The 19,608-nt window shown below is 35.2% G+C and carries 20 protein-coding genes; 10 read left to right on the top strand and 10 right to left on the bottom strand.

Features of this window, described 5'->3' with window-relative positions:
• Nucleotides 1–19: 19 nt before the first annotated feature.
• The gene (gene tilS / locus IEW94_RS03895; RefSeq protein ID WP_188650230.1) at nucleotides 20–1,333 is read right to left on the bottom strand and encodes a tRNA lysidine(34) synthetase TilS; all 1,314 of its coding nucleotides are present in this window, start codon (nucleotides 1,331–1,333) and stop codon (nucleotides 20–22) included.
• Between the two features lie 124 nt (nucleotides 1,334–1,457).
• On the opposite strand from tilS, the gene IEW94_RS03890 reads away from it, so the two are divergent.
• On the top strand, nucleotides 1,458–2,150 hold the full coding sequence (locus tag IEW94_RS03890; RefSeq protein WP_188650222.1) for a hypothetical protein: 693 nt from the start codon (nucleotides 1,458–1,460) through the stop codon (nucleotides 2,148–2,150).
• On the opposite strand, the gene pabB is transcribed toward IEW94_RS03890, so the two are convergent.
• Nucleotides 2,147–3,439: an aminodeoxychorismate synthase component I gene (gene pabB, locus IEW94_RS03885; protein ID WP_188650220.1), complete on the bottom strand. Its 1,293-nt coding sequence runs from the start codon at nucleotides 3,437–3,439 to the stop codon at nucleotides 2,147–2,149. The genes IEW94_RS03890 and pabB overlap by 4 nt on opposite strands.
• 77 nt (nucleotides 3,440–3,516) lie before the next feature.
• Here pabB and IEW94_RS03880 point away from each other — a divergent pair, with 77 nt between their 5' ends.
• Both IEW94_RS03880 and IEW94_RS03875 read left to right on the top strand, forming a co-directional pair.
• A complete protein-coding gene (locus tag IEW94_RS03880; RefSeq protein WP_188650218.1) occupies nucleotides 3,517–4,410 on the top strand; it encodes an aldose 1-epimerase family protein in 894 nt (297 codons plus the stop codon).
• A 42-nt stretch (nucleotides 4,411–4,452) separates the two neighbouring features.
• Nucleotides 4,453–5,793 carry a DEAD/DEAH box helicase gene (locus tag IEW94_RS03875; RefSeq protein WP_188650215.1) on the top strand — a complete coding sequence of 447 codons (1,341 nt, stop codon included), beginning with the start codon at nucleotides 4,453–4,455 and terminating at the stop codon, nucleotides 5,791–5,793.
• Nucleotides 5,794–5,949: 156 nt separating this feature from the next.
• Here the strand turns inward: IEW94_RS03875 and IEW94_RS03870 are convergent, their stop codons facing one another.
• From IEW94_RS03870 to IEW94_RS03850, 5 genes are read right to left on the bottom strand one after another with little or no spacing between them, the layout of a single operon-like run.
• On the bottom strand, nucleotides 5,950–6,387 hold the full coding sequence (locus IEW94_RS03870) for an SRPBCC family protein (protein WP_188650213.1): 438 nt from the start codon (nucleotides 6,385–6,387) through the stop codon (nucleotides 5,950–5,952).
• Nucleotides 6,388–6,400: 13 nt separating this feature from the next.
• Nucleotides 6,401–6,688 (bottom strand): YciI family protein, encoded by a 288-nt coding sequence (locus tag IEW94_RS03865; protein WP_188650211.1) that lies wholly within the window; start codon nucleotides 6,686–6,688, stop codon nucleotides 6,401–6,403.
• Between the two features lie 57 nt (nucleotides 6,689–6,745).
• Entirely contained in the window at nucleotides 6,746–7,708 is a 963-nt protein-coding gene (locus IEW94_RS03860; protein ID WP_194446397.1) for a zinc-dependent alcohol dehydrogenase family protein, read from the bottom strand.
• A gap of 30 nt (nucleotides 7,709–7,738) precedes the next feature.
• Nucleotides 7,739–8,128, bottom strand: coding sequence for a cupin domain-containing protein (locus tag IEW94_RS03855; protein WP_229669440.1), 390 nt, complete (start codon nucleotides 8,126–8,128; stop codon nucleotides 7,739–7,741).
• Between the two features lie 25 nt (nucleotides 8,129–8,153).
• On the bottom strand, nucleotides 8,154–8,747 hold the full coding sequence (locus tag IEW94_RS03850; RefSeq protein ID WP_188650206.1) for a Crp/Fnr family transcriptional regulator: 594 nt from the start codon (nucleotides 8,745–8,747) through the stop codon (nucleotides 8,154–8,156).
• Between the two features lie 335 nt (nucleotides 8,748–9,082).
• On the opposite strand from IEW94_RS03850, the gene IEW94_RS03845 reads away from it, so the two are divergent.
• From IEW94_RS03845 to IEW94_RS03835, 3 genes are all read left to right on the top strand, one after another.
• Nucleotides 9,083–9,850: a threonine/serine exporter family protein gene (locus IEW94_RS03845; RefSeq protein ID WP_188650198.1), complete on the top strand. Its 768-nt coding sequence runs from the start codon at nucleotides 9,083–9,085 to the stop codon at nucleotides 9,848–9,850.
• A gap of 1 nt (nucleotide 9,851) precedes the next feature.
• Nucleotides 9,852–10,340 (top strand): threonine/serine exporter family protein, encoded by a 489-nt coding sequence (locus IEW94_RS03840; protein WP_188650194.1) that lies wholly within the window; start codon nucleotides 9,852–9,854, stop codon nucleotides 10,338–10,340.
• Nucleotides 10,341–10,408: 68 nt separating this feature from the next.
• Entirely contained in the window at nucleotides 10,409–11,188 is a 780-nt protein-coding gene (locus tag IEW94_RS03835) for a S1/P1 nuclease (RefSeq protein ID WP_188650192.1), read from the top strand.
• A gap of 80 nt (nucleotides 11,189–11,268) precedes the next feature.
• Here IEW94_RS03835 and IEW94_RS03830 read toward each other — a convergent pair whose 3' ends face one another.
• Nucleotides 11,269–11,691 carry a MotA/TolQ/ExbB proton channel family protein gene (locus IEW94_RS03830; protein WP_188650191.1) on the bottom strand — a complete coding sequence of 141 codons (423 nt, stop codon included), beginning with the start codon at nucleotides 11,689–11,691 and terminating at the stop codon, nucleotides 11,269–11,271.
• Between the two features lie 189 nt (nucleotides 11,692–11,880).
• Here IEW94_RS03830 and IEW94_RS03825 point away from each other — a divergent pair, with 189 nt between their 5' ends.
• Nucleotides 11,881–12,933 (top strand): sensor histidine kinase, encoded by a 1,053-nt coding sequence (locus IEW94_RS03825; RefSeq protein WP_188650189.1) that lies wholly within the window; start codon nucleotides 11,881–11,883, stop codon nucleotides 12,931–12,933.
• Nucleotides 12,930–13,646, top strand: coding sequence for a LytR/AlgR family response regulator transcription factor (locus tag IEW94_RS03820; RefSeq protein WP_188650187.1), 717 nt, complete (start codon nucleotides 12,930–12,932; stop codon nucleotides 13,644–13,646). The genes IEW94_RS03825 and IEW94_RS03820 overlap by 4 nt, the downstream gene beginning before the upstream one ends.
• Before the next feature lie 46 nt (nucleotides 13,647–13,692).
• Here the strand turns inward: IEW94_RS03820 and IEW94_RS03815 are convergent, their stop codons facing one another.
• Both IEW94_RS03815 and lpdA read right to left on the bottom strand, forming a co-directional pair.
• Entirely contained in the window at nucleotides 13,693–15,216 is a 1,524-nt protein-coding gene (locus IEW94_RS03815) for a T9SS type A sorting domain-containing protein (protein WP_188650185.1), read from the bottom strand.
• 259 nt (nucleotides 15,217–15,475) lie between these two features.
• On the bottom strand, nucleotides 15,476–16,876 hold the full coding sequence (gene lpdA, locus IEW94_RS03810) for a dihydrolipoyl dehydrogenase (protein ID WP_188650183.1): 1,401 nt from the start codon (nucleotides 16,874–16,876) through the stop codon (nucleotides 15,476–15,478).
• A 165-nt stretch (nucleotides 16,877–17,041) separates the two neighbouring features.
• Here lpdA and smpB point away from each other — a divergent pair, with 165 nt between their 5' ends.
• Together smpB and IEW94_RS03800 are read left to right on the top strand one after the other, a co-directional pair.
• Nucleotides 17,042–17,500 (top strand): SsrA-binding protein SmpB, encoded by a 459-nt coding sequence (smpB, locus tag IEW94_RS03805; protein ID WP_188650181.1) that lies wholly within the window; start codon nucleotides 17,042–17,044, stop codon nucleotides 17,498–17,500.
• Between the two features lie 72 nt (nucleotides 17,501–17,572).
• The gene (locus IEW94_RS03800) at nucleotides 17,573–19,606 is read left to right on the top strand and encodes a M61 family metallopeptidase (protein ID WP_188650179.1); all 2,034 of its coding nucleotides are present in this window, start codon (nucleotides 17,573–17,575) and stop codon (nucleotides 19,604–19,606) included.
• Nucleotides 19,607–19,608 lie beyond the last annotated feature (2 nt).

Raw genomic sequence — 19,608 nt, 5'->3', positions numbered from 1 at the left:
TCTCTCCAAAGGAAAGAATCTATATTAATTCAATTTTTAAAATCTGTTCTGTGTTGTCGGTCACCTTAAACCGGTCATCAGCCCGTTTTCCAATCACCCAAACAATCGCCTCACCAGACGTCAACAACCAGATGTTTTCTTTTTCAATTAAAGATAGCTTTTCGTCTTTTAAATACTTGCTCAATTTCTTTTTTCCGTTCATACCCAACGGATAAAAGATATCGCCTTCTAGCCATTTTCTAACGGACAATGGATACTTTAAAAGTGCTTTATCTACATAGAGAATGTTTGGATTTATGGTTGACATAGTATCCACCTCACTAAAATGCAGCACACCTAATGGGATTTGAATATTGGTATCGTTTTCGGCAATTGAAATTGATTGGGAATCGTCATCAGCTGTTAAATCGGTCAATATCAAATACTCTCTGTCTTTCAATAAGCGGTGGGTTGGTGAAAACACTTGTTTCCCTGATTGGGCATCCAATAAATTAACCACATCATGCCATTCGGTAAATCCAAAATCCTTTAAAAATTCATGAAGATAAGCTTTAGGATTTTTTAATGCTTTGAATTCTGATATTTTAAACTTCAATGTGTTGACATCGATATTAACAATGGCGCATTTTAAAACTGCATTTAGGGCATCGTCAACAATATCGGCCGAATCATTTAAATTATTAACAGTAGTCTGAAAATTTTGCAGCAACTGTGGATTGATTTCCTTTAGGATTGGAATCACATCATGGCGCAGTTTATTTCGCAAATATTTGGTTGAGGCATTACTGCTATCGTTCCGCCAAGTAAGCTTATGTTGGTTCGCATAATCTTCAATGGCTTGTCTGGGAAACTGCAAAAGCGGCCTTACAATAGAGGCATTGACCTCTGGAATGCCCGTTAAACCATCCAGCCCGGTTCCTCGTGATAAATTGATTAAAAATGTTTCTAGATTATCATCCGCATGGTGGGCCGTTAAAATATAATCGAATTTTAATTGCTCTTTCAGTTCTTGAAACCAATGGTAACGCAAATCCCTAGCAGCCATTTGAATGGACATTTTAAACTCTTGGGCATAGGAAGTAGTATCAAAACTTTCAATAAAAACTTCTAAATCCAAATCGTCAGCCAATTGCAGAACAAAATCCTCATCGGCATCACTTTCTTCACCTCTTAAATTAAAATTACAATGCGCCAAGGCAATATTCAGCTTTAATTTATGGCATAAATGGGTCAATACCACGCTGTCCAATCCGCCTGAAATGGCAATCAACAGCTTTCCTTGCTTTAAAAACGGAAGCTTGTTGTTGATGTGATGTTGAAACTGCGCAATCATGTTTCAAATATACAACTTACAATATTCAAATTCATATCAAGTTGTTAATATAAAATGACATAAATCATGGATTATGCATCCAAAAATGAGTATCTTAAAGGAGTGAATTTTAAATTCCAATATTATGTGCACTTTAGACAAACTCAATGACAAGGCCACCAAAACCGCGTTTGATAAACGTGTTATTACGGCCACACAACATTTACATACGTATGTTAAACATAGATTGTACATTGCAGAATCTACACGCATTATCCCAAAAAACATGTATACATCAAACGGTATTATTGATGATGCCATTGCTCAGTTTTATGAAAACGGATATGATATAGACAGTGATGTTTCCACTATTAAACTCAAGCTCTTTAAACTGGTTGACACCAACTTGGACAATCTATTCAAAACAGAGGCTTTTCACCAAAATACGGTGAGCACCAATTCTATTTTAGAAGAAGAATTGGACGATTTGGAAGAACAATACACCATGGATGCGGATTGGGATTTTGTGATGAATGAAGAACTAAATGATATTTCCTATAAACAAGACCACAAGCACAAACATTTGTTTTTATATGATGATAATGACAGTTCTGTCTTGTCTGCTTTGGATATTGAAGATGTTGCAGCCCACAAGTCTAAAAAAATCCTCGGCAGTCTTTACACCTGGTTACCGCTAAATGTCTCTAGTGTCATTGATTTGTTGGTTTTTGGCAAATTAAACTTTGAGGAGATTTCAAAAGTGAAATCCATAGAAAAAAAGCGTGTTGAATTTATTTATGAGGAGGTTAAAAGGCAGTTTAAAGATCATTTGGATTAGCCTTCCAAAACCTCGCGCATGGCTTTAGCCTTAACCAAACACTCTTCATATTCTTTGAGTGGGTCGCTCTTTGCGGTAATGGCGCCACCAACTGAATAAGACACGTATTGTTTGGTCTGGTTGTATAAAATACTGCGGATAACCACATTGAAATCAAAATCGCCATCTGGGGAAAAATAGCCAACCGCCCCAGAATACAGGCCTCGTTTGGTTTCTTCCAATTCCTCGATGATTTTCATGGCCGAAATTTTTGGAGCGCCCGTCATACTTCCCATAGGAAAGGTACTTTTTATCACATCAACAGGATGTACTTTTTTATCAATTTTGGAAGTTACGGTAGAGATCATTTGGTGTACTTGGTCAAAGGTGTACACCTTGCACAACTCCTCAACATGCACACTGCCTTTAATGGCCGTTTTTGAGAGGTCATTGCGCATTAAATCAAGAATCATAATGTTCTCACTGCGTTCCTTTTCGTCTTGCGATAATTCTAATTTCAATTGAGCGTCTTCAACCGGGTCTGCTGACCGTTTAGCAGTTCCCTTGATGGGTTGCGAAATAATGGTTTGGCCGTGTTTCATTAAATAACGCTCGGGAGAGGACGATAACAAATACAAATCCAAACATTTTAAAAACGTGGCAAAGGGCGGTTTAGAAATCTCATTAAGTTTAAAATAGGTCTCCAACGGATTGATTTCGGTATCTTCGGCATAAAACTCCTGACAAAAATTGGCTTCATAAATATCGCCTCGGTGAATGTGGAACAACATGTTTTTTACCTTTTCAAAATAATCGTCCTTGTGAATACGAAGTTTTATTTTAATGTTGTTTGGCAGATTGCCACGTCGTTCCTCCTCGCAATGACTGATAGCCTTTAAATCATTTTTTATGTCGCCTTTAAACGCCTTTAGATAGCGTATTTCAACCTTATTCCCTTTTATTAAAAACAGTTTTTTGGGTTGAAAAAAATACAACTCCGGAAACTGTAAGCCATCAAAATTATGGGATTCCAAAGCTTCCACATCATTTTTCAAATCATAGGACAAATATCCAAAAATCCAGTCCTTTGCTGTGCTTTGATAGGCTTTAAGGGTATTGAAAGCGCCAATAGCTTGGGTTTGAATACTTGTAAGACTATCTACAGCCAAAACAGCATCGTAACTGGAATAGGTTTGCTGGTAGTTATTGGAATCCAACCAAACCACATCATCAAATTGTTGGCTCCAAACCAACAACTGATACTTAAATAATTCCGGATTATCAATTTTATGAATTTGCTTTGTTCTCAATAAGAATATTTATTGTGTAAAGTTAGTTAGAATCCTTAAAAAATTACAAATTTTGTATTTTAGTTTAAACGATATCCATGAAGTATACACTACAAAACAACAAGCTTAAAATAGCCGTCAATGAGGTAGGCGCCGAACTGTGCGAGATTTCATCCGTTCAAAATGTGAATGAATTTATGTGGGATGCCAACCCTGATGTTTGGGCAAACCATGCACCTAACCTATTTCCCATTATTGGGGCGTTAAAAAATGATTCTTTTATTTTTGAAGGAGACACCTACAACCTTGTCAAGCATGGTTTTATAAGGTATAATGAGGATATCAAATTACTCGAGCAAACCAAGGATAGCTTGATTTTTAAGCTTAAATACAATGAATCGACCCTAAAATCATATCCGTTTAAATTTGAATTTCTAATTACCTACAAACTCACGGACAACAGAATTGAAATCACCCATACCGTTACAAATATAGATACAAAAACCATGTATTTTTCGGTTGGCGGTCATCCGGCATTTGCCTGTCCTGTTTATGGCAATGAGTTTTATGATGATTATTTTTTAGAGTTTGAACATATTGAAAATTCCGAACGGCATCTAATCAATATGGGGAACGGATTGATTTCATCAAACACACAACCAGTTTTTCATCATTCCAATAGAATACGTTTAACCCATGATTTATTTCAAAAAGATGCTCTTGTGTTCAAGGATTTAACTTCTAGAAAAGTGACTTTAAAAAGTGATACCTATGGCGCCATTCTGACCGTAAGCTTTAACGATTTTCCGTATTTGGGCATTTGGGCAAAACCTACGGGCGACTATGTTTGTATTGAGCCTTGGTTAGGTATTGCAGACCACGAAAACACTAATCAAGACCTAAAAACCAAAGAGGGTATCTTGTCGTTACCAGCAAACGAAACGTTTAGTGCTGCCTACAGTATTGAAATTCACAACAATCATCTCATTTAGATAACAATATTAGCCGTAACTTTGCCAGCTAAATAGCAAACCGTGACCTTCAACGATTTAAATTTAAACACACCCTTATACAATGCCCTGGATGACTTAGGGTTTACCACGCCCACTCCTATTCAGGCTGAGGCTTTCAATGTGGTGGCCTCTGGAAAAGACATGGTTGGGATAGCACAAACCGGTACTGGTAAAACCTATGCTTACATGCTGCCTATTCTTAAAAATCTACCGTTTTCAACACAGGAAACACCGCGCATTTTAATATTGGTACCAACACGGGAACTCGTGGTGCAAGTAGTTGACGACATAGAAAAGCTGGCTAAATATATCAATGTGCGTGTACAGGGTGTTTACGGTGGCACCAATATCAATACCCAAAAACAAGCCATCGCCGAAGGACTGGATATTTTGGTGGCAACACCTGGCAGATTATACGATTTGGCTTTAAGCCGTGTGCTTCAGCTAAAATCCATTCAACGGTTGGTGATAGATGAAGTTGATGTCATGCTGGATTTAGGCTTTAGGCACCAACTGATCAATATTTTTGACATCCTACCGGAACGTCGACAAAACATCATGTTTTCGGCAACCATGACGCATGATGTGGATGTATTGATTTCGGACTTTTTTAAAAGCCCCGAGCGCGTATCCATTGCCGTATCGGGAACGCCTTTGGAAAACATTTCCCAACAAGGTTATAACGTTCCTAATTTTTATACCAAAGTCAATTTACTGATCCATCTCCTGAAAGATGACAATACCTTTAACAAGGTCTTGGTCTTTATAAGTACCAAAAAATGGGCGGATATGGTGTTTGAAAAACTGGAAGCGATATTTCCTGATGACTCTTGCGTCATCCATTCCAACAAAACACAAAATTACAGACTGCGCAGTATTGAGCAATTCCGAAATGGTATAAACCGTATTTTAGTGGCTACTGATATCATGGCACGTGGATTGGACATTGACAACGTATCGCATGTGATTAATTTTGATACGCCTGAGTATCCTGAAAACTACATGCACCGTATTGGTAGAACGGGCCGTGCCGAACGAGAAGGCTGTTCTATTTTGTTTTCTACCGAAGCAGAACTTGAATTTGTGAAACAGATTGAAACACTAATGGGCATGACCATACCTGTTATGGAATTTCCTGAAACTGTTGCTATAGCTGATCAGTTGATTGAAGAAGAACGTCCACAAATAAAAGAACGCCACAACCCCGCAAAAAAAGATGAAACTGTTGGTCCAGCTTTCCACGAGAAAAAAGCCAAAAACCAAAAGGAAAATTTAGGTGGGTCATACAAATTTAAAATTGCCAAAAAGTATAAAAAGCCAAAAACACGGGGAGACAAAAATTACAATAAACGGAAAAAGTAGTAGTAGTAGTAGTTTAAAGAGTTACGCTTATTTACTCTGTATATCTGCCAGTTATGGTTTAAAAACCTACAAACCAAGTAAGTCTAATGACCGCAAGGGTTATAATCCTTTTTAAAAGTTCCTCCGTAATCGCTTGTTAAAAGCTTTTACTTGTAATTATTTTTCTGAAGCACGTTTTAAGTCTTCCAAATTCAATCGAATTCCCTTGTCTAAATTTCTTTGAAAATAGTTTTTAAATAGTTCAGGAAAAATACCTTGTAGACTTTCTTCAACTTTAACAACGGTAGTATTGTTTTCAAGCATAAAAAACCAATTATGGACGGCACTTGCACCAATGGTTTTTCCTGTCCAGCCCAATTTATTTTTTGGTTCAACCGTGTGAAGTTGTGACGTAAAAGATAGTCCGCCTGCTTTCCATTTAAAGATAGCGCCTTCTTTAAGATCCTCTTGTAAATTTGACTCCGTAACTTCTGATTGCCACGAAGGCCAGTCGTTAATGGATACCAGTATTTGCCAAACTTTATCTATTGGTGCTTTAATTTCAATTTTACCCGAAGATTTAACAGGAGCATTTTCGTTGATGGAAATATTCATGTTAATTATACCTTTATTCTATTAAAAACTTCAATTCCTCGCTGGTCTTACTTGGTACGAATTCAGTAATTTCATAATCGGCCAATTCATTTATCTTGAAAGGGTCTTTCTCAATAATTTTTTCCAATTCCAATTTACTGCTAGCTTTAGACAAAATTATGCCTCCTGTCCTCGGGATTTTTCTTCCTGAAACCAGAAAGTTTTCTAATTCATATTGCTCATTCAAGAAATCAATATGTTCATTTAAATATTGGTCAATTTTGTCGAGTTGTGTTTTGTACGTTAGGTTAATAATGAACATTTTTTACTGTTTTTAAAATTATTGTTTATTGCTTTTCTTTTATAATACTGAAAGGTCTTAATTCATCCAAAAAAGGTTTTTTCCACTTTTGATGTTCCTACTTTCAATGATTGCCTGTTTAAAATCTTCTAATGGATAAGTTCCCGAAACTTCCATTTTAAAGTCTTGGTTCATAAGCTCTTGGATGATATTATTCCATATTTTTTTGATTTCTGTTTTTGATTTGCCATTCATCCATCCATCAATTCCAAATCCTTTGATGGTTAAGTTTTTAAAGATTATATCTGAATTGTGATATGTTACATTTTGGTCGCTATATAAGCCATAGTGTATTATTTTACTATTGGGAGAGATTGTTTTAATAATTGTTGAAGCTAAATCTCCTCCTACAGCATCCAAAAAGCTGGCAATTCTTTCTGTTTTTCCAAGTTCTCGAATTTGTTTTTCTATTATGTCATCATCAGAAATTAAAACCATGTTTGCACCAAGACTTAATAATGCTTCCTTTTGCTCAAAATCCCGAACAATAGCCATGGTTTTTACTCTCTTATTTTTGGCGAATTGGATGATGAGTTTGCTTACCGCTGAACTTGCTGCCGAAAGCACAACCCATTCATTCTCTTTAGCATTTGACTCCTCTAAAAGAGCCCAGGCAGTCAATGGATTTAAAGATAATTGAGCAGCTTTTTCAATTGAAAAGTTTTTCGGTAAAAGAATGATTTTATCCTTGGGGATATTGGCAAATTCAGCCCAAATATTTTTATGTCTAAATGCAACAATTGCGTTGCTTGGAAAATTTTCATCTCCACCATTGTCCACTATAATGCCCGTTCCCTCAAAACCAGCAATTTGAGGAAATTCGGGCTTCACTCGATACTGTTTTTCAATAAACATAAAATCGGCTGGATTAATGGGGCTTGCAAGCACTTTTACTTTAACTTCATTACTATGTAACTCTGGGATGTTTTGCTCTCCCGATTTTAAAACTTTTAAGGCGTCACCTTTTTCCTCAAAAAACAATACTTTCATTGTGTGTGTAATCAATTACTTTTATAATAGTTCAATTAATTCTTTTTCACCATTCGTCAAATAGTAGGCAACGAATTTCATTGGCTTTGTCTTTGAGTAGTTATCAAAGTGAATCACTGGAGTTAGAGCAGGTTCGTAAAATGTATCTCCTGGATTCAAAATTTTCGGTTTTTCTCCTTCAATCTGAACCAGGCAAGTTCCTGAAACAATTTGGCCAACAATTGGGCAAGGATGTTGATGATATGGCGCCTTTTGACCGGGCTGAAACTCAATTTCTACAATTTTAACTGAAGAAACCTCTCTTTTTCCAATATTGACACTTGATAATTCATTTCTTTTAACTAAGGTTTGTGCTTTTGTTTCCATAATCGAAATGATTAACAATATTGCTAGTACAATTTTTGTTTTCATAACTATCTTTTTTATGGAAGCAAAATTATTTTTTTAAGAGCACTTTTTCATTGATATATGTTAAGTGTTTTATCCTACTCAATGATTCGGGTTTTATACCCAAATAAGATGCAATATGGTACTGGGGTACTAATTGTTCAATTTGAGGAAAAAGTGTTAAAAGAAATTTGTACCTATCGTTAGCTGAATCCATTAATAAAGAAGCCTCTCTTTTACATTTTCTAATAAAAAGAACATCTGAAACGTACTTTCCGAATTTATAATATTCTGTATTTAATTTAAGCAACTTGTTGTAATCAGAAAGATTTATAATATAGATTTCTGATTCAGATAAAGCCTGAATATTTCCAACCGATGGAGTTTGAGTCAGGAAGCTTGTGTAAGAACTTACCAATGAATCTGGTAAGTAAAAATCAATATTGAATTCATTACCATCCTTTAAAATATAAGAGCGGAGTACTCCTGCTTTTATAAACCCAATGAATGAACAGGTTTCTCCCTCTTTAATCAGAAAATCTTTCTTCTTAAGTTTTATTCGTATTAATGTTTTTTCTAGGGCGAAATAAAGTTCTTCATCAAGTCCAATCTTGTCAATTAATATATTCTTAAATGATTTCAATGTTAAAATGTTTACGATAATTATGAATTTTTAATAGTTTACATCAAACTATACTGAAACACATTCAGCACATATAAACGAAGTTAGTTTTTATTTATAAGAAAATCAACACACTATAACTAAGACCTGCTAAAACTTATCAACACCAAAAACCTTTCCTGAATTAAAAACCAGTGTAAAGCCATCCATTAAGAATATAGCATTACGAATACGTTTTCCCTTATATTTTTAGCATAAACAAGGCTTAACTTTTAAGGATTTTTACGTGTATTTTATGGCATTAAACGGAAAGAAACCCTTAAATTTGTTTAGCTATAGCTTATAATTTCAGTTATATGAATGACAGTTCAAAACTCATCAAAAAAGCGCGTCTGCTCTTAGATATTTCATCGCTTTTAATGGTTTCTGGTGCCAATACCATTCGGGTCAATTTAAGTATTGACCGGTTTGCCTCGGTCTTAAATGTAAAAGCGTCCAGCTTTATCAGCCATAAAACCATTGTGATGACCTTATATGACAAGGAAACGCATACCAGTTGCACCCGGGTAAAAAACATTCCGCCCTACATTATTAATTTTTCGTTTATCTCAGCCATCAGTAAAGCCAGTTGGAATGCCATTAGCGAGAATTGGACCTTGGAACAAATTTCTGATGAGATTGAACGCATTAAAACCCTGAAACGTTATCCACGATGGTTGGTTCTTGTGGCGGTAAGTTTGGCAGGCGCCGGATTTTGCAACATTTTTAAAGGTGATTACCTGAATATGTTAGTGGCTTTTATAAGTACCTTTTTAGGGCTTTATGTATTCCAGGAAACCCACAAGCTAAAATACAATCTGTACATTCGCATATTTTTGGGGTCGTTTGTGGCATCAACTGCTGCATCGTTTGGCATTCTGTATGGCATAGGCTCTAACCCGCCAACAGCCTTGGCTACTTCCATTTTGTTTTTAGTGCCCGGTGTGCCGTTAATCAATTCCTTTACCGATTTACTGGACAACAATATCATCAATGGTATGGTACGCTTTACAACTGGTCTAATGATAGTGTTGGCTATGGCAATTGGTTTGTTTTTAGCAATGTATATTTTTCAATTGAATTAAGATGTTAGAAGTTATATTAAAATTATTGGAAGTATCGTTTTGGTCTGGTGTGGCTGCCGTTGGGTTTGGACTATTGTTTAATATTCCAAAAAATTCTGTGCTCACGGTTTTTATGTTAGGTGCCGGTGCCGGTTTTATTAAATTTTTACTGATCCATTTTAACGTACATGTGGTTTTGAGCAGTTTTGTAGCAGCCTTTTTTGTGGGTCTGGTATGTATTCCCATGGCCCATAAAATACACCAACCGCCCGTGGTGTTTTCAATACCACCGGTTATTCCCATGATTCCAGGGTATTTTGCTTACGAAACGGTTCTGTCCATTATGGATTTCATTTTTATGGAAGAAAATCCCGTAAAACGCGTCTCGTTGATTGACTCTATTTTCACCAACGGATTTACCATGTTTTTTATTTTGATATCGCTAACCGTAGGCGTAGCGCTGCCCATGCTGTTGTTGAATAAAAAAACCGTAAAACGCCTGGGACATTAAGGTGTTTCTTATGAAAATTTTAAGACCTTTGTATCTTACATATTTATAAATTAGCACAAACTTTTTGTATGAAATATTTATTCACCTGCGCGTTGTTGTTTTTGTTGTTAATCCCTTGTACTACCAACGCTTCAGACGATTGGGGTGCGACCGGTCACCGTACTGTTGGACGAATAGCCGAGCAGTATTTAAAAGGCCATGCTAAACGCAAAATTAAGAAATTACTTCATGGAGAATCACTAGCGCTTGTTTCAACCTATGCCGATGAAATAAAATCAGATAAGCGTTACGACAAATTTTATACCTGGCACTATATCAATATGCCTTTGGATGTTGATTATGATCCGTCTAAACAAAACCCTGATGGCGATTTGGTTTCTGGCATCAACTATTGTAAAACAATCATTTCAGACAAAAACGCATCAGATGATGACAAAATATTCTATCTAAAATTATTGGTACACTTAATAGGCGATTTACACCAGCCTTTGCATGTTGGTCTTTCGGAAGATAGAGGTGGTAATGACTTCAAAGTACAATGGTTTTATAAAGACACCAATTTACACAGTGTTTGGGACAATAAAATGATTGACGATTATGGCATGAGTTACACCGAACTTGCCAAAAACGCAGAAAAATTAAGCAAGGAAGAGGTTAAAAACATTCAGGAAGGCACTGTTATAAATTGGGTAAATGATACACATAAATTGACTAGACAAGTATATGCCAATGTTACAGCTAATGACAATTTACGCTATCAATACTCTTATGAATACATGGGCATCGTTCGTGATCAATTACAAAAAGGAGGTATCAGGCTGGCTAAAGTGTTGAATGACTTATTCTAAAAAAAAGGCTTGATATAATCAAACCTTTTCAACATAACTGATTTGTTTTTTTGATGATGTAATGTTGTTCACTGGGCAATCTATTTTTCTTGAGTATTTTGTTCCTTAACCATACTTCTCAAGATTAGCATTCCTATTCTGGAAATTATAAAAACAAGGCTGCCAAAAACAGTGGTTAAAAAAGATACTTTTAACCCACCTGCTATCATGGCTGTACTTATTTTATCAAAACTTTCAATAGCGTCAAAAGCACCTATTAGCCCTATCATAGAACCAAGAAAGCCTAAAACCAATCCCAATAAACTGGTATCACCAACTAATCGAAGCATTTTTTTTAATGCTTCAGGATTGTCTTTTAATCTTAAAAACCCTTTGGTTAAAAACCCTAACGACAACAATAAAGTTATGAGTATGAGGGTCATAAAAAAGGGACCTCCTTCATTAAACCGTTTTGATAATTCGCTAAAAAAACCTGGATTCTGTAAAATTACTATTGCTATCATAATATCTAAATTTATGGATTTATAGCACAAACTTAAGCTTGAAATCCGTGTGCTTTTTTAAAATGCGACGGATAACCTTTTTAAGTCCTTAAATAACCGTAATGTTAAAAACGGCATTAAATTGGTCATTCGTCTACAAAAATTAATTTCACTATAAAATTACAGTAATATTGTCTTATTTTTAAGGATATGCTTATCAGAAAACACATTATAAAATTCACCTCGCGGGTTTTAATGCACATGGTATTTTGGGTAGGTGTCCTATTGTTTTACCTCTACTTTTTTGGTGTTGGGTCAGAAAATTTTAATTATGTGCTCTCGTTTTCACTCTTTTTAATGCCCATCACCATTATTACAACCTACGTTTCAATTTACATCTTAATCCCCAATTATTTAGTAAAAAAACGATATGCTCTTTTTGTGCTTTACAGTATTTACACGTTAGTTATATCATCGTATTTAATCGTGCTTTCTATTTTTTACGGATTGATTTATCTATCCCATTTTGAAACCGGGAATATGGCACCCATTAGTAAAAACATGATTTTTATTATGATTGCCGTATATCTTGTCACCATTGTGGTTAGTGCCTTTAAATTGTTAACGATCAATTTGAAACACGCCGAAAAAACCAGTAAACTGGAAACCAAGGTTTTAGAAACTCAGCTCAAACTAAAAGAGCAAGAACTTCAGTATTTAAAGATGCAAATCCATCCACATTTCCTATTTAACACGTTAAATACACTTTATGGATTTGCTTTAAAAAAAGCAGACGAAACGCCTGAAATGATTGTAAAACTATCCAATCTTCTGGATTATCTGTTGTACCAAATTGATAAACCCTTTGTTTCTGTTGAAGAAGAGATAAATCATATAAAAGACTATATTGATTTGGAACAAATTCGCTTTAACGATTCGTTGAACATTACCTTTCAAACCTTTGGTAATTGTACCCATTTTAAAATTGCTCCCATGCTGTTACTGCCGTTTGTGGAAAATAGTTTTAAACATGGTTCCTTAAAAAATAATGTGCTAACAATCAATATACAGCTCACCTGTTATGAGAACTCGCTTGAGTTTAAAATTGAAAACACCATAATGCAAGAAGATTCAGAAAATAAAGGTATTGGTTTGACCAACATAAAAAAACGCTTAAATTTATTATACAAAGACAATTATACACTTGATATCCATACCAAAAACAACCTCTTTAAAGTAACCCTTAAACTATTTAACACGTGAAGAAACACAAACCCATAGCCTGTTTAGTTGTTGATGACGAAGCCATAGCCAGGGATGTTTTGGTGACACATTTATCAAAAATAAAAAATATTGAGATTGTTGCACAATGCAAAAATGCCTTAGAAGCCTTCAACTATATTAGCAACCATGAAATAGACTTGGTTTTTTTAGATATTAACATGCCCGAGATATCGGGGATTTCCTTTGCCAAATCCATTAACAAACAGGTAAAGATTATTTTTACAACGGCCTATCGGGATTATGCCGTTGAGGGATTTGAATTAAAAGCAGTTGACTATTTGCTTAAACCCATTACGTTTGAACGTCTGCTTCAAGCTATCAATACCTACTTTGAAGTCTACAACGATTCCCAAAAACAAGTTGGTACAACAATAGAAAAAAACAACTTTATTTTTGTCAGGGCCGATAGGAAAATGATCAAGATAGAATTTGATGACATTATTTATATTGAAAGTTTTAGTGATTACTTAAAACTGCACTTAAATGATACAACCATTGTTACCCGAGAGACCATAAGCACCATTGAAGCAAGACTGCCCTCAAATGGATTTATACGAATTCACCGTTCGTTTATTGTATCACTAAAACACATCACGTCGTTCACCAATGAATATGTAACGGTTGACAATAAATCCTTGACCATTAGCAGAAGTTACAAAAAAGAGGTTTTAAACCAATTGGAACAATACTAAAAAGCAACCGGAATGGTTGCTTTTTAGTATTGTTTTGTAAGCATTATTATTTTTTTATAATCTTTTTGATTGCTCTCCCTTGGGCAGATTCTAGATTGAGTAAATAAAGACCACTTTTAAGGGCATTGATGGCTAGCTCGTTTTTCCCAGAAAAAAGTGCCCCTTTTCTTATAAATTGACCAAACATATTGGATAAAGTATAATTAGCCTCTATTGGAAGGTCTATATAAAACCTATCATTTGCCGGATTGGGATGTATCATTACCTGAGACAGATCAAACTCATTGGAACCCAGAGTACAATTTAAGGAAAAAGTACTTCCGATGTCTCTTTGCCATTGCGGACTGGACTTACCTCCTGCCACTACTAAATCATCGACTTGAATACAGAGGTTGGCACCATTATTTTGTGCCCACATCCAAGTTAGAGTATCGTTATGGCCATTACTAATATCTAAAGATGTCAACTGATTACCATTGCAATAAAACTGATTAAGAAATTGAAGCATGCTTACATCTGCTGTAGTAAAATTATTGAGCCCAATATCTAAATCTACAAGTTGTAAATAGTCACTATAATTTAAAGATGATGTACCAATATTGTAAACCCACAAAGAGGTTAATGCTGTTTTATTTGTTGGCAATATTAAATTATTGGAAAGTAAGGTGTTATTACCACATTCAAAATAATTCAAAAGACTATTGTTTGAAACATCTAAACTTGAAAGGTTATTGTTCCAACAACCAAAGTTAACGAGTTGTGTGTTGGTGGAAACATTTAAAGTATTTAAGTTATTATATGCACAATATAACGTTTCCAAATTTGGGAAATAAGATAGGTTCAAAGAGCCTATAGGATTATCACTACAATCTAAATAAGTTAAATTTGTATAGTTACTGTTAGCAATTGTAAACGTATTGATGCCACTGTTATAACATCTAATTTCAGACAAAGCAGTGTTTCCAGAGATATCTAAAGTAGGAAATGAATTATCATAACAAACCAGCAAATCAAGATTGGGTGATTGCGAGATATCCAAACCAGAGACACCAGAATTTTGACAATATAGTGTAATCAAATTCGTGTTCATAGACAAATCCAAAGTCCCCAAGTTATTACTGCCATTATTAGAGCATGCCAAATAAGTTAACAAGGGATAAGAGCTTACATCTAAACCGGTCAAATTATTGTTACCACAGCTTAAATAACTAAGTAAGTTGTTATTTGGTAATGTTAAACTGGTAATATCACAATTAAAACATCTTAGTTCTGTCAGTGCTATGTTGTTGAAAACATTTAATGTTTGCAGTAAATTATTACTGCTACAATTTAAAGTTTTAAGTGCTGCAAAGTCTTCAATTCCTATCATTGATTGAATTCCTAATCCTGATATATCAAGATTTTCAACCGTATTAATATTGGATGTCGTGACATAATGATTACCTGCAATACCATCACCCATACTGTTAGCTTCTAGATAAGCCTCAAAATTAAGATCTTCAATATAGGTTTGTGTGTAGTTTGCAAAACTCAACAGGGCAAGGATCAATGTAAGTAATTTTGTTTTCATAATATGTTAATTGGTTAGTTAATAACATAACATGAACAGGAAAGTCATACGCTTTTGAAAAGAAATGCTCTTTAAACTCGAGGCTTTTTGAATAAAGAAATTCAAAAAATAAATTTCTTACTAACTAAAATAAATAAAAAAAATAATATATACAACTGAAAAACAGATAGTTAATAATTTTTTAAAAAAATCTATAAAAAAAGCAACCGTAATGGTTGCTTTTTTAGTATTGTGGGATTCCTGCTTTTACAGGAATTAATTAAACATGTAATGCTCTATCATCAGTCGCTGCCAAGGCCGCCTCTTTAATAGCTTCGGTAAATGTTGGATGCGCATGTGACATTCTGGATATATCTTCAGCAGAAGCTCTGTATTCCATTGCCACGACAGCTTCAGCAATCATATCGGCAGCACGGGCACCAATCATGTGAACGCCTAATATTTCGTCGGTTTTCTTGTCGGCCAATATTTTTACAAAACCGTCAATGTCCATACTAGCCCTGCTTCTTCCTAGAGCACGCATAGGAAAAGACCCAACTTTGTACTCTACTTTGGCGTCTTTTAATTGTTCTTCTGTTTGTCCAACACTCGCTACTTCTGGCCAAGTGTAAACCACACCCGGAATTAAATTGTAATCAATATGTGGTTTTTGTCCAGCCAACGTTTCGGCAACAAATACACCTTCTTCTTCAGCTTTATGGGCCAACATAGCACCTTTAACCACATCGCCAATGGCATAAATATTTTTAGCCGATGTTTGTAAATGATCATTCACCTCTATTTGTCCACGTTCAGTTAATTTCACGCCTGCGGCTTCGGCATTCAATCCATCTGTATAAGGTTTTCGTCCTACTGACACCAAACAATAATCGCCTTTAAACTCTACTTCATCACCTTTTTTATTGTCCGCTTTCACAATGACTTCCTTGCCTTTTCGCTCTACAGATTTTACTTTATGGGACACATTGATATTGAATTTTTGTTTTTTCAACACTTTATTCAATTCCTTTGACAACCCAGAATCCATAGTTGGAATAATCCTATCCATATATTCAATCACGGTCACCTCAGCGCCCAAACGTTTGTAAACTTGCCCCAGTTCCAAACCAATTACACCACCACCAATTACAATAAGGTGTTTGGGTATTTCTGTTAGTTTTAAAGCTTCTGTAGACGTAATAACGCGCTCTTTGTCTAATTTGATGAATGGCAAGCTAGCAGGTTTACTACCTGTAGCTATAATGGTGTTTTTAGCTTCAATTTCAGTAGTTTCTTTCCCTTTTATGGTAATATGGGTAGCGTCTTTAAAACTTCCTAGACCTTCATATACATCAATCTTGTTTTTCTTCATCAAGAAATCAATACCACCCGTAGTTTGATCTACAACCGCCTGCTTACGGGCAATCATTTGTTTTAAATTCACCTTGACCTCTCCTGGGATATCAATACCGTGTTCCTCAAAATGCTTGATGGCATCTTCGTAATGGTGTGACGAGTCCAACAAGGCTTTACTAGGAATACATCCTACGTTTAAACAAGTACCTCCAAGTGTGCTATATTTTTCTATTATGGCCGTTTTCATGCCCAATTGCGCGCAACGAATCGCTGCCACATATCCTCCAGGACCAGAGCCAATAACGGCTACATCATATGAATTCATAAAATCTAAGTGTTTAAAAAAAATGAAAAACAAAAGTACAAATGTTTTCAAGGCAAGGCAATAAAAAACAAATTTTAATACATTTAACCACAACATGTATTGCAATCATTAAAAACCTAAAATTTATAAAAGATTGACTGTTTAAAATTATGTAGTTTTGTGTTCATGCAAAAAAACATCAACATACAAAATAAAAAGGCCAGGTTTCTATATGAATTATTGGACACCTATACGGCTGGTATTGTACTGACCGGAACCGAAATTAAATCGATTCGGAACAGTAAAGCCTCCATTGCTGAAAGTTTTTGTGAATTTAATGACCAAGGCGAATTGTTTGTCATTAACATGACCATTGAGGAATATGCCTATGGCACCTATTATAACCATAGACCTAAAGCCGATCGCAAGTTGCTTTTAAACAAAAAAGAACTTAAAAAACTACAAAAGGAAGTTCAAAATACTGGACTAACCATTGTTCCCTTAAAATTATTCATCAACGAAAAAGGCTATGCAAAACTGAATATTGCACTAGCCAAAGGGAAAAAACTTTATGATAAACGCGAAACCATTAAAGACCGCGACAATAAACGCAATCTTGATAGAATTAAAAAAATATATAAATAAAACCTGCATCTTTTTAGTGACCAAATTTTGATATTGGCCAATTTTTCTTCAGAAATTAAACAACAAATTACCATGAGATATTTTCTAAAACCATTAGCTTACATTTTTGCGTTTATTTTTATTTCCTGTGGAAGTGCCCAAACAACACCCGTGCAAATCCAAAGCGCACCAGCAGTGAGTTTTCATGTCAATTTGCTGGATCGGTCTAATGACACCTTTAAAGTTCAAGTAACACCACCGGCACTAACTGCCGAGAATAATATTTTTCAGTTTGCATCAACAGCTCCTGGAACCTATGAAACCATGGATATCGGTCGTTACGTATCTGGTTTTAAAGCCTATGATACTTATGGAAACGAACTGGAAATCCAGAAAATTTCAACCAATCAATACCAACTAACAACTCCCGAAAAAATTGCCAAAATAGAGTATCAAGTAGCTGAAACATGGGATACGCCCGTAACCGAAAACAAAATTTATTTAATGTGCGGTTCATCTATTGAAGACACCAATACCCTGATAAATGGCCAGGCTGTTTTTGGTTATTTTAAAGGAAAACAAGACAGTCCCATTAAAATAAAAATAGACCGCCCAAAAGATTGGCGAATAGGTACGGCCTTGAAAAAATCTGAAGACGGGTATTATTTAGCGAAAGATTATGACCAAGTTGTGGATTCTCCCATTCTTTTAGGAAATTTAACCAAAGCATCCATGGATGTGCAAGGCACCGAGATTGACATCTATACCTATTCTGAAACAGGAAAAATAACATCGGACCAAATTTTAAATTCCATGAAAGACATGTTGCTTGCAGCCAGTGGGTTTTTAAATGGTCTTCCTGTGAAGCATTATACATTTTTGTTTCATTTTGAGGACACAACAGCAGGTGCTTGGGAACATTCGTATAGTTCGGAATACGTATATAGGGAAACCGATTGGGAACATCTCAAAAATAATGTTTTAGAAGTGGCTGCCCATGAGTTTTTCCATGTGGTCACACCATTAAACATCCATAGTGAAATTATTGACCACTTTAATTTTGTCACTCCAGTTCCTTCAGACCACCTATGGCTCTACGAAGGTACCACGGAATGGGCTGCCCATATGATGTTGATGCGTTCCGGACAAAAATCAATGGATGACTATTTTAAAACTTTGAAGCAGAAAGTTTATATCAGCACGAACTTGTATAGCCCAGATATAAGTTTGGTGCAATTATCAAAAACATCATACACCCCAATAGGCCACAAAATCTATAACAATATCTATATGAAAGGTGCTTTGGTTGCCGGCCTTTTGGACATCAAATTAATTGAATTATCCAACGGAAGTGTTGGTTTAATTGACGTCATCAAGAGGTTGGCCAAAGAATATGGTCCAAACAAACCCTTTGATGATGCTACCTTTTTTGATACGTTTACCAAGGAGACTTATCCAGAAATCAGAACATTCTTTGACGATTATGTTATAGGTTCAAAACCATTGCCTCTAAAAACATATTATGAAAAAATAGGGGTTAATTACGATGAAGAAAACAACAAATTTTCCCTTGAAAAATACCCAACGGACACTCAACTGAAATTACGCAATAAGTGGATGCATCCCATTGATATTTTTCAGCTTGATTTATTAAATTCAAAAACAGAAGATCAGTTTGAAGAAAAAGTATCAACTTTAGATAACACCATCAAAACTTTATACGGTGTGATTTCGGGAGAAAAAGGCGTGGAACGAAACTGGAAACTGTTTAAATATTTGTTCGCTCCAGGAGCCAAACTTATTCCAACAGGTAAAAATGAAAAAGACGAATTGAAAGCGCGTTATTTAAAACCTGAGGATTATATAAAAAATTCCAACGACTGGCTAGTCGATAATGGCTTTTTTGAAAAAGAAATCCATAGAACGGTTGATACTTTTGGTAATATGGCCCATGTGTTCAGCACTTATGAATCCTTTAGAAGTGAGACAGACAAGTATCCTTTTATGAGAGGTATTAATAGCATTCAATTATTATATGATGGGACACGCTGGTGGATTATTAATGTTTACTGGGCCCAAGAGAGCAAAGACCAACTTATACCCAGCGAGTATTTAACCAATGATTAAAC

Origin of the sequence: Yeosuana aromativorans (assembly GCF_014646655.1) — a bacterium.
Classification (GTDB): Bacteria; Bacteroidota; Bacteroidia; order Flavobacteriales; family Flavobacteriaceae; genus Yeosuana; species Yeosuana aromativorans.
This window is presented reverse-complemented; position numbering and strand designations above follow the sequence as displayed.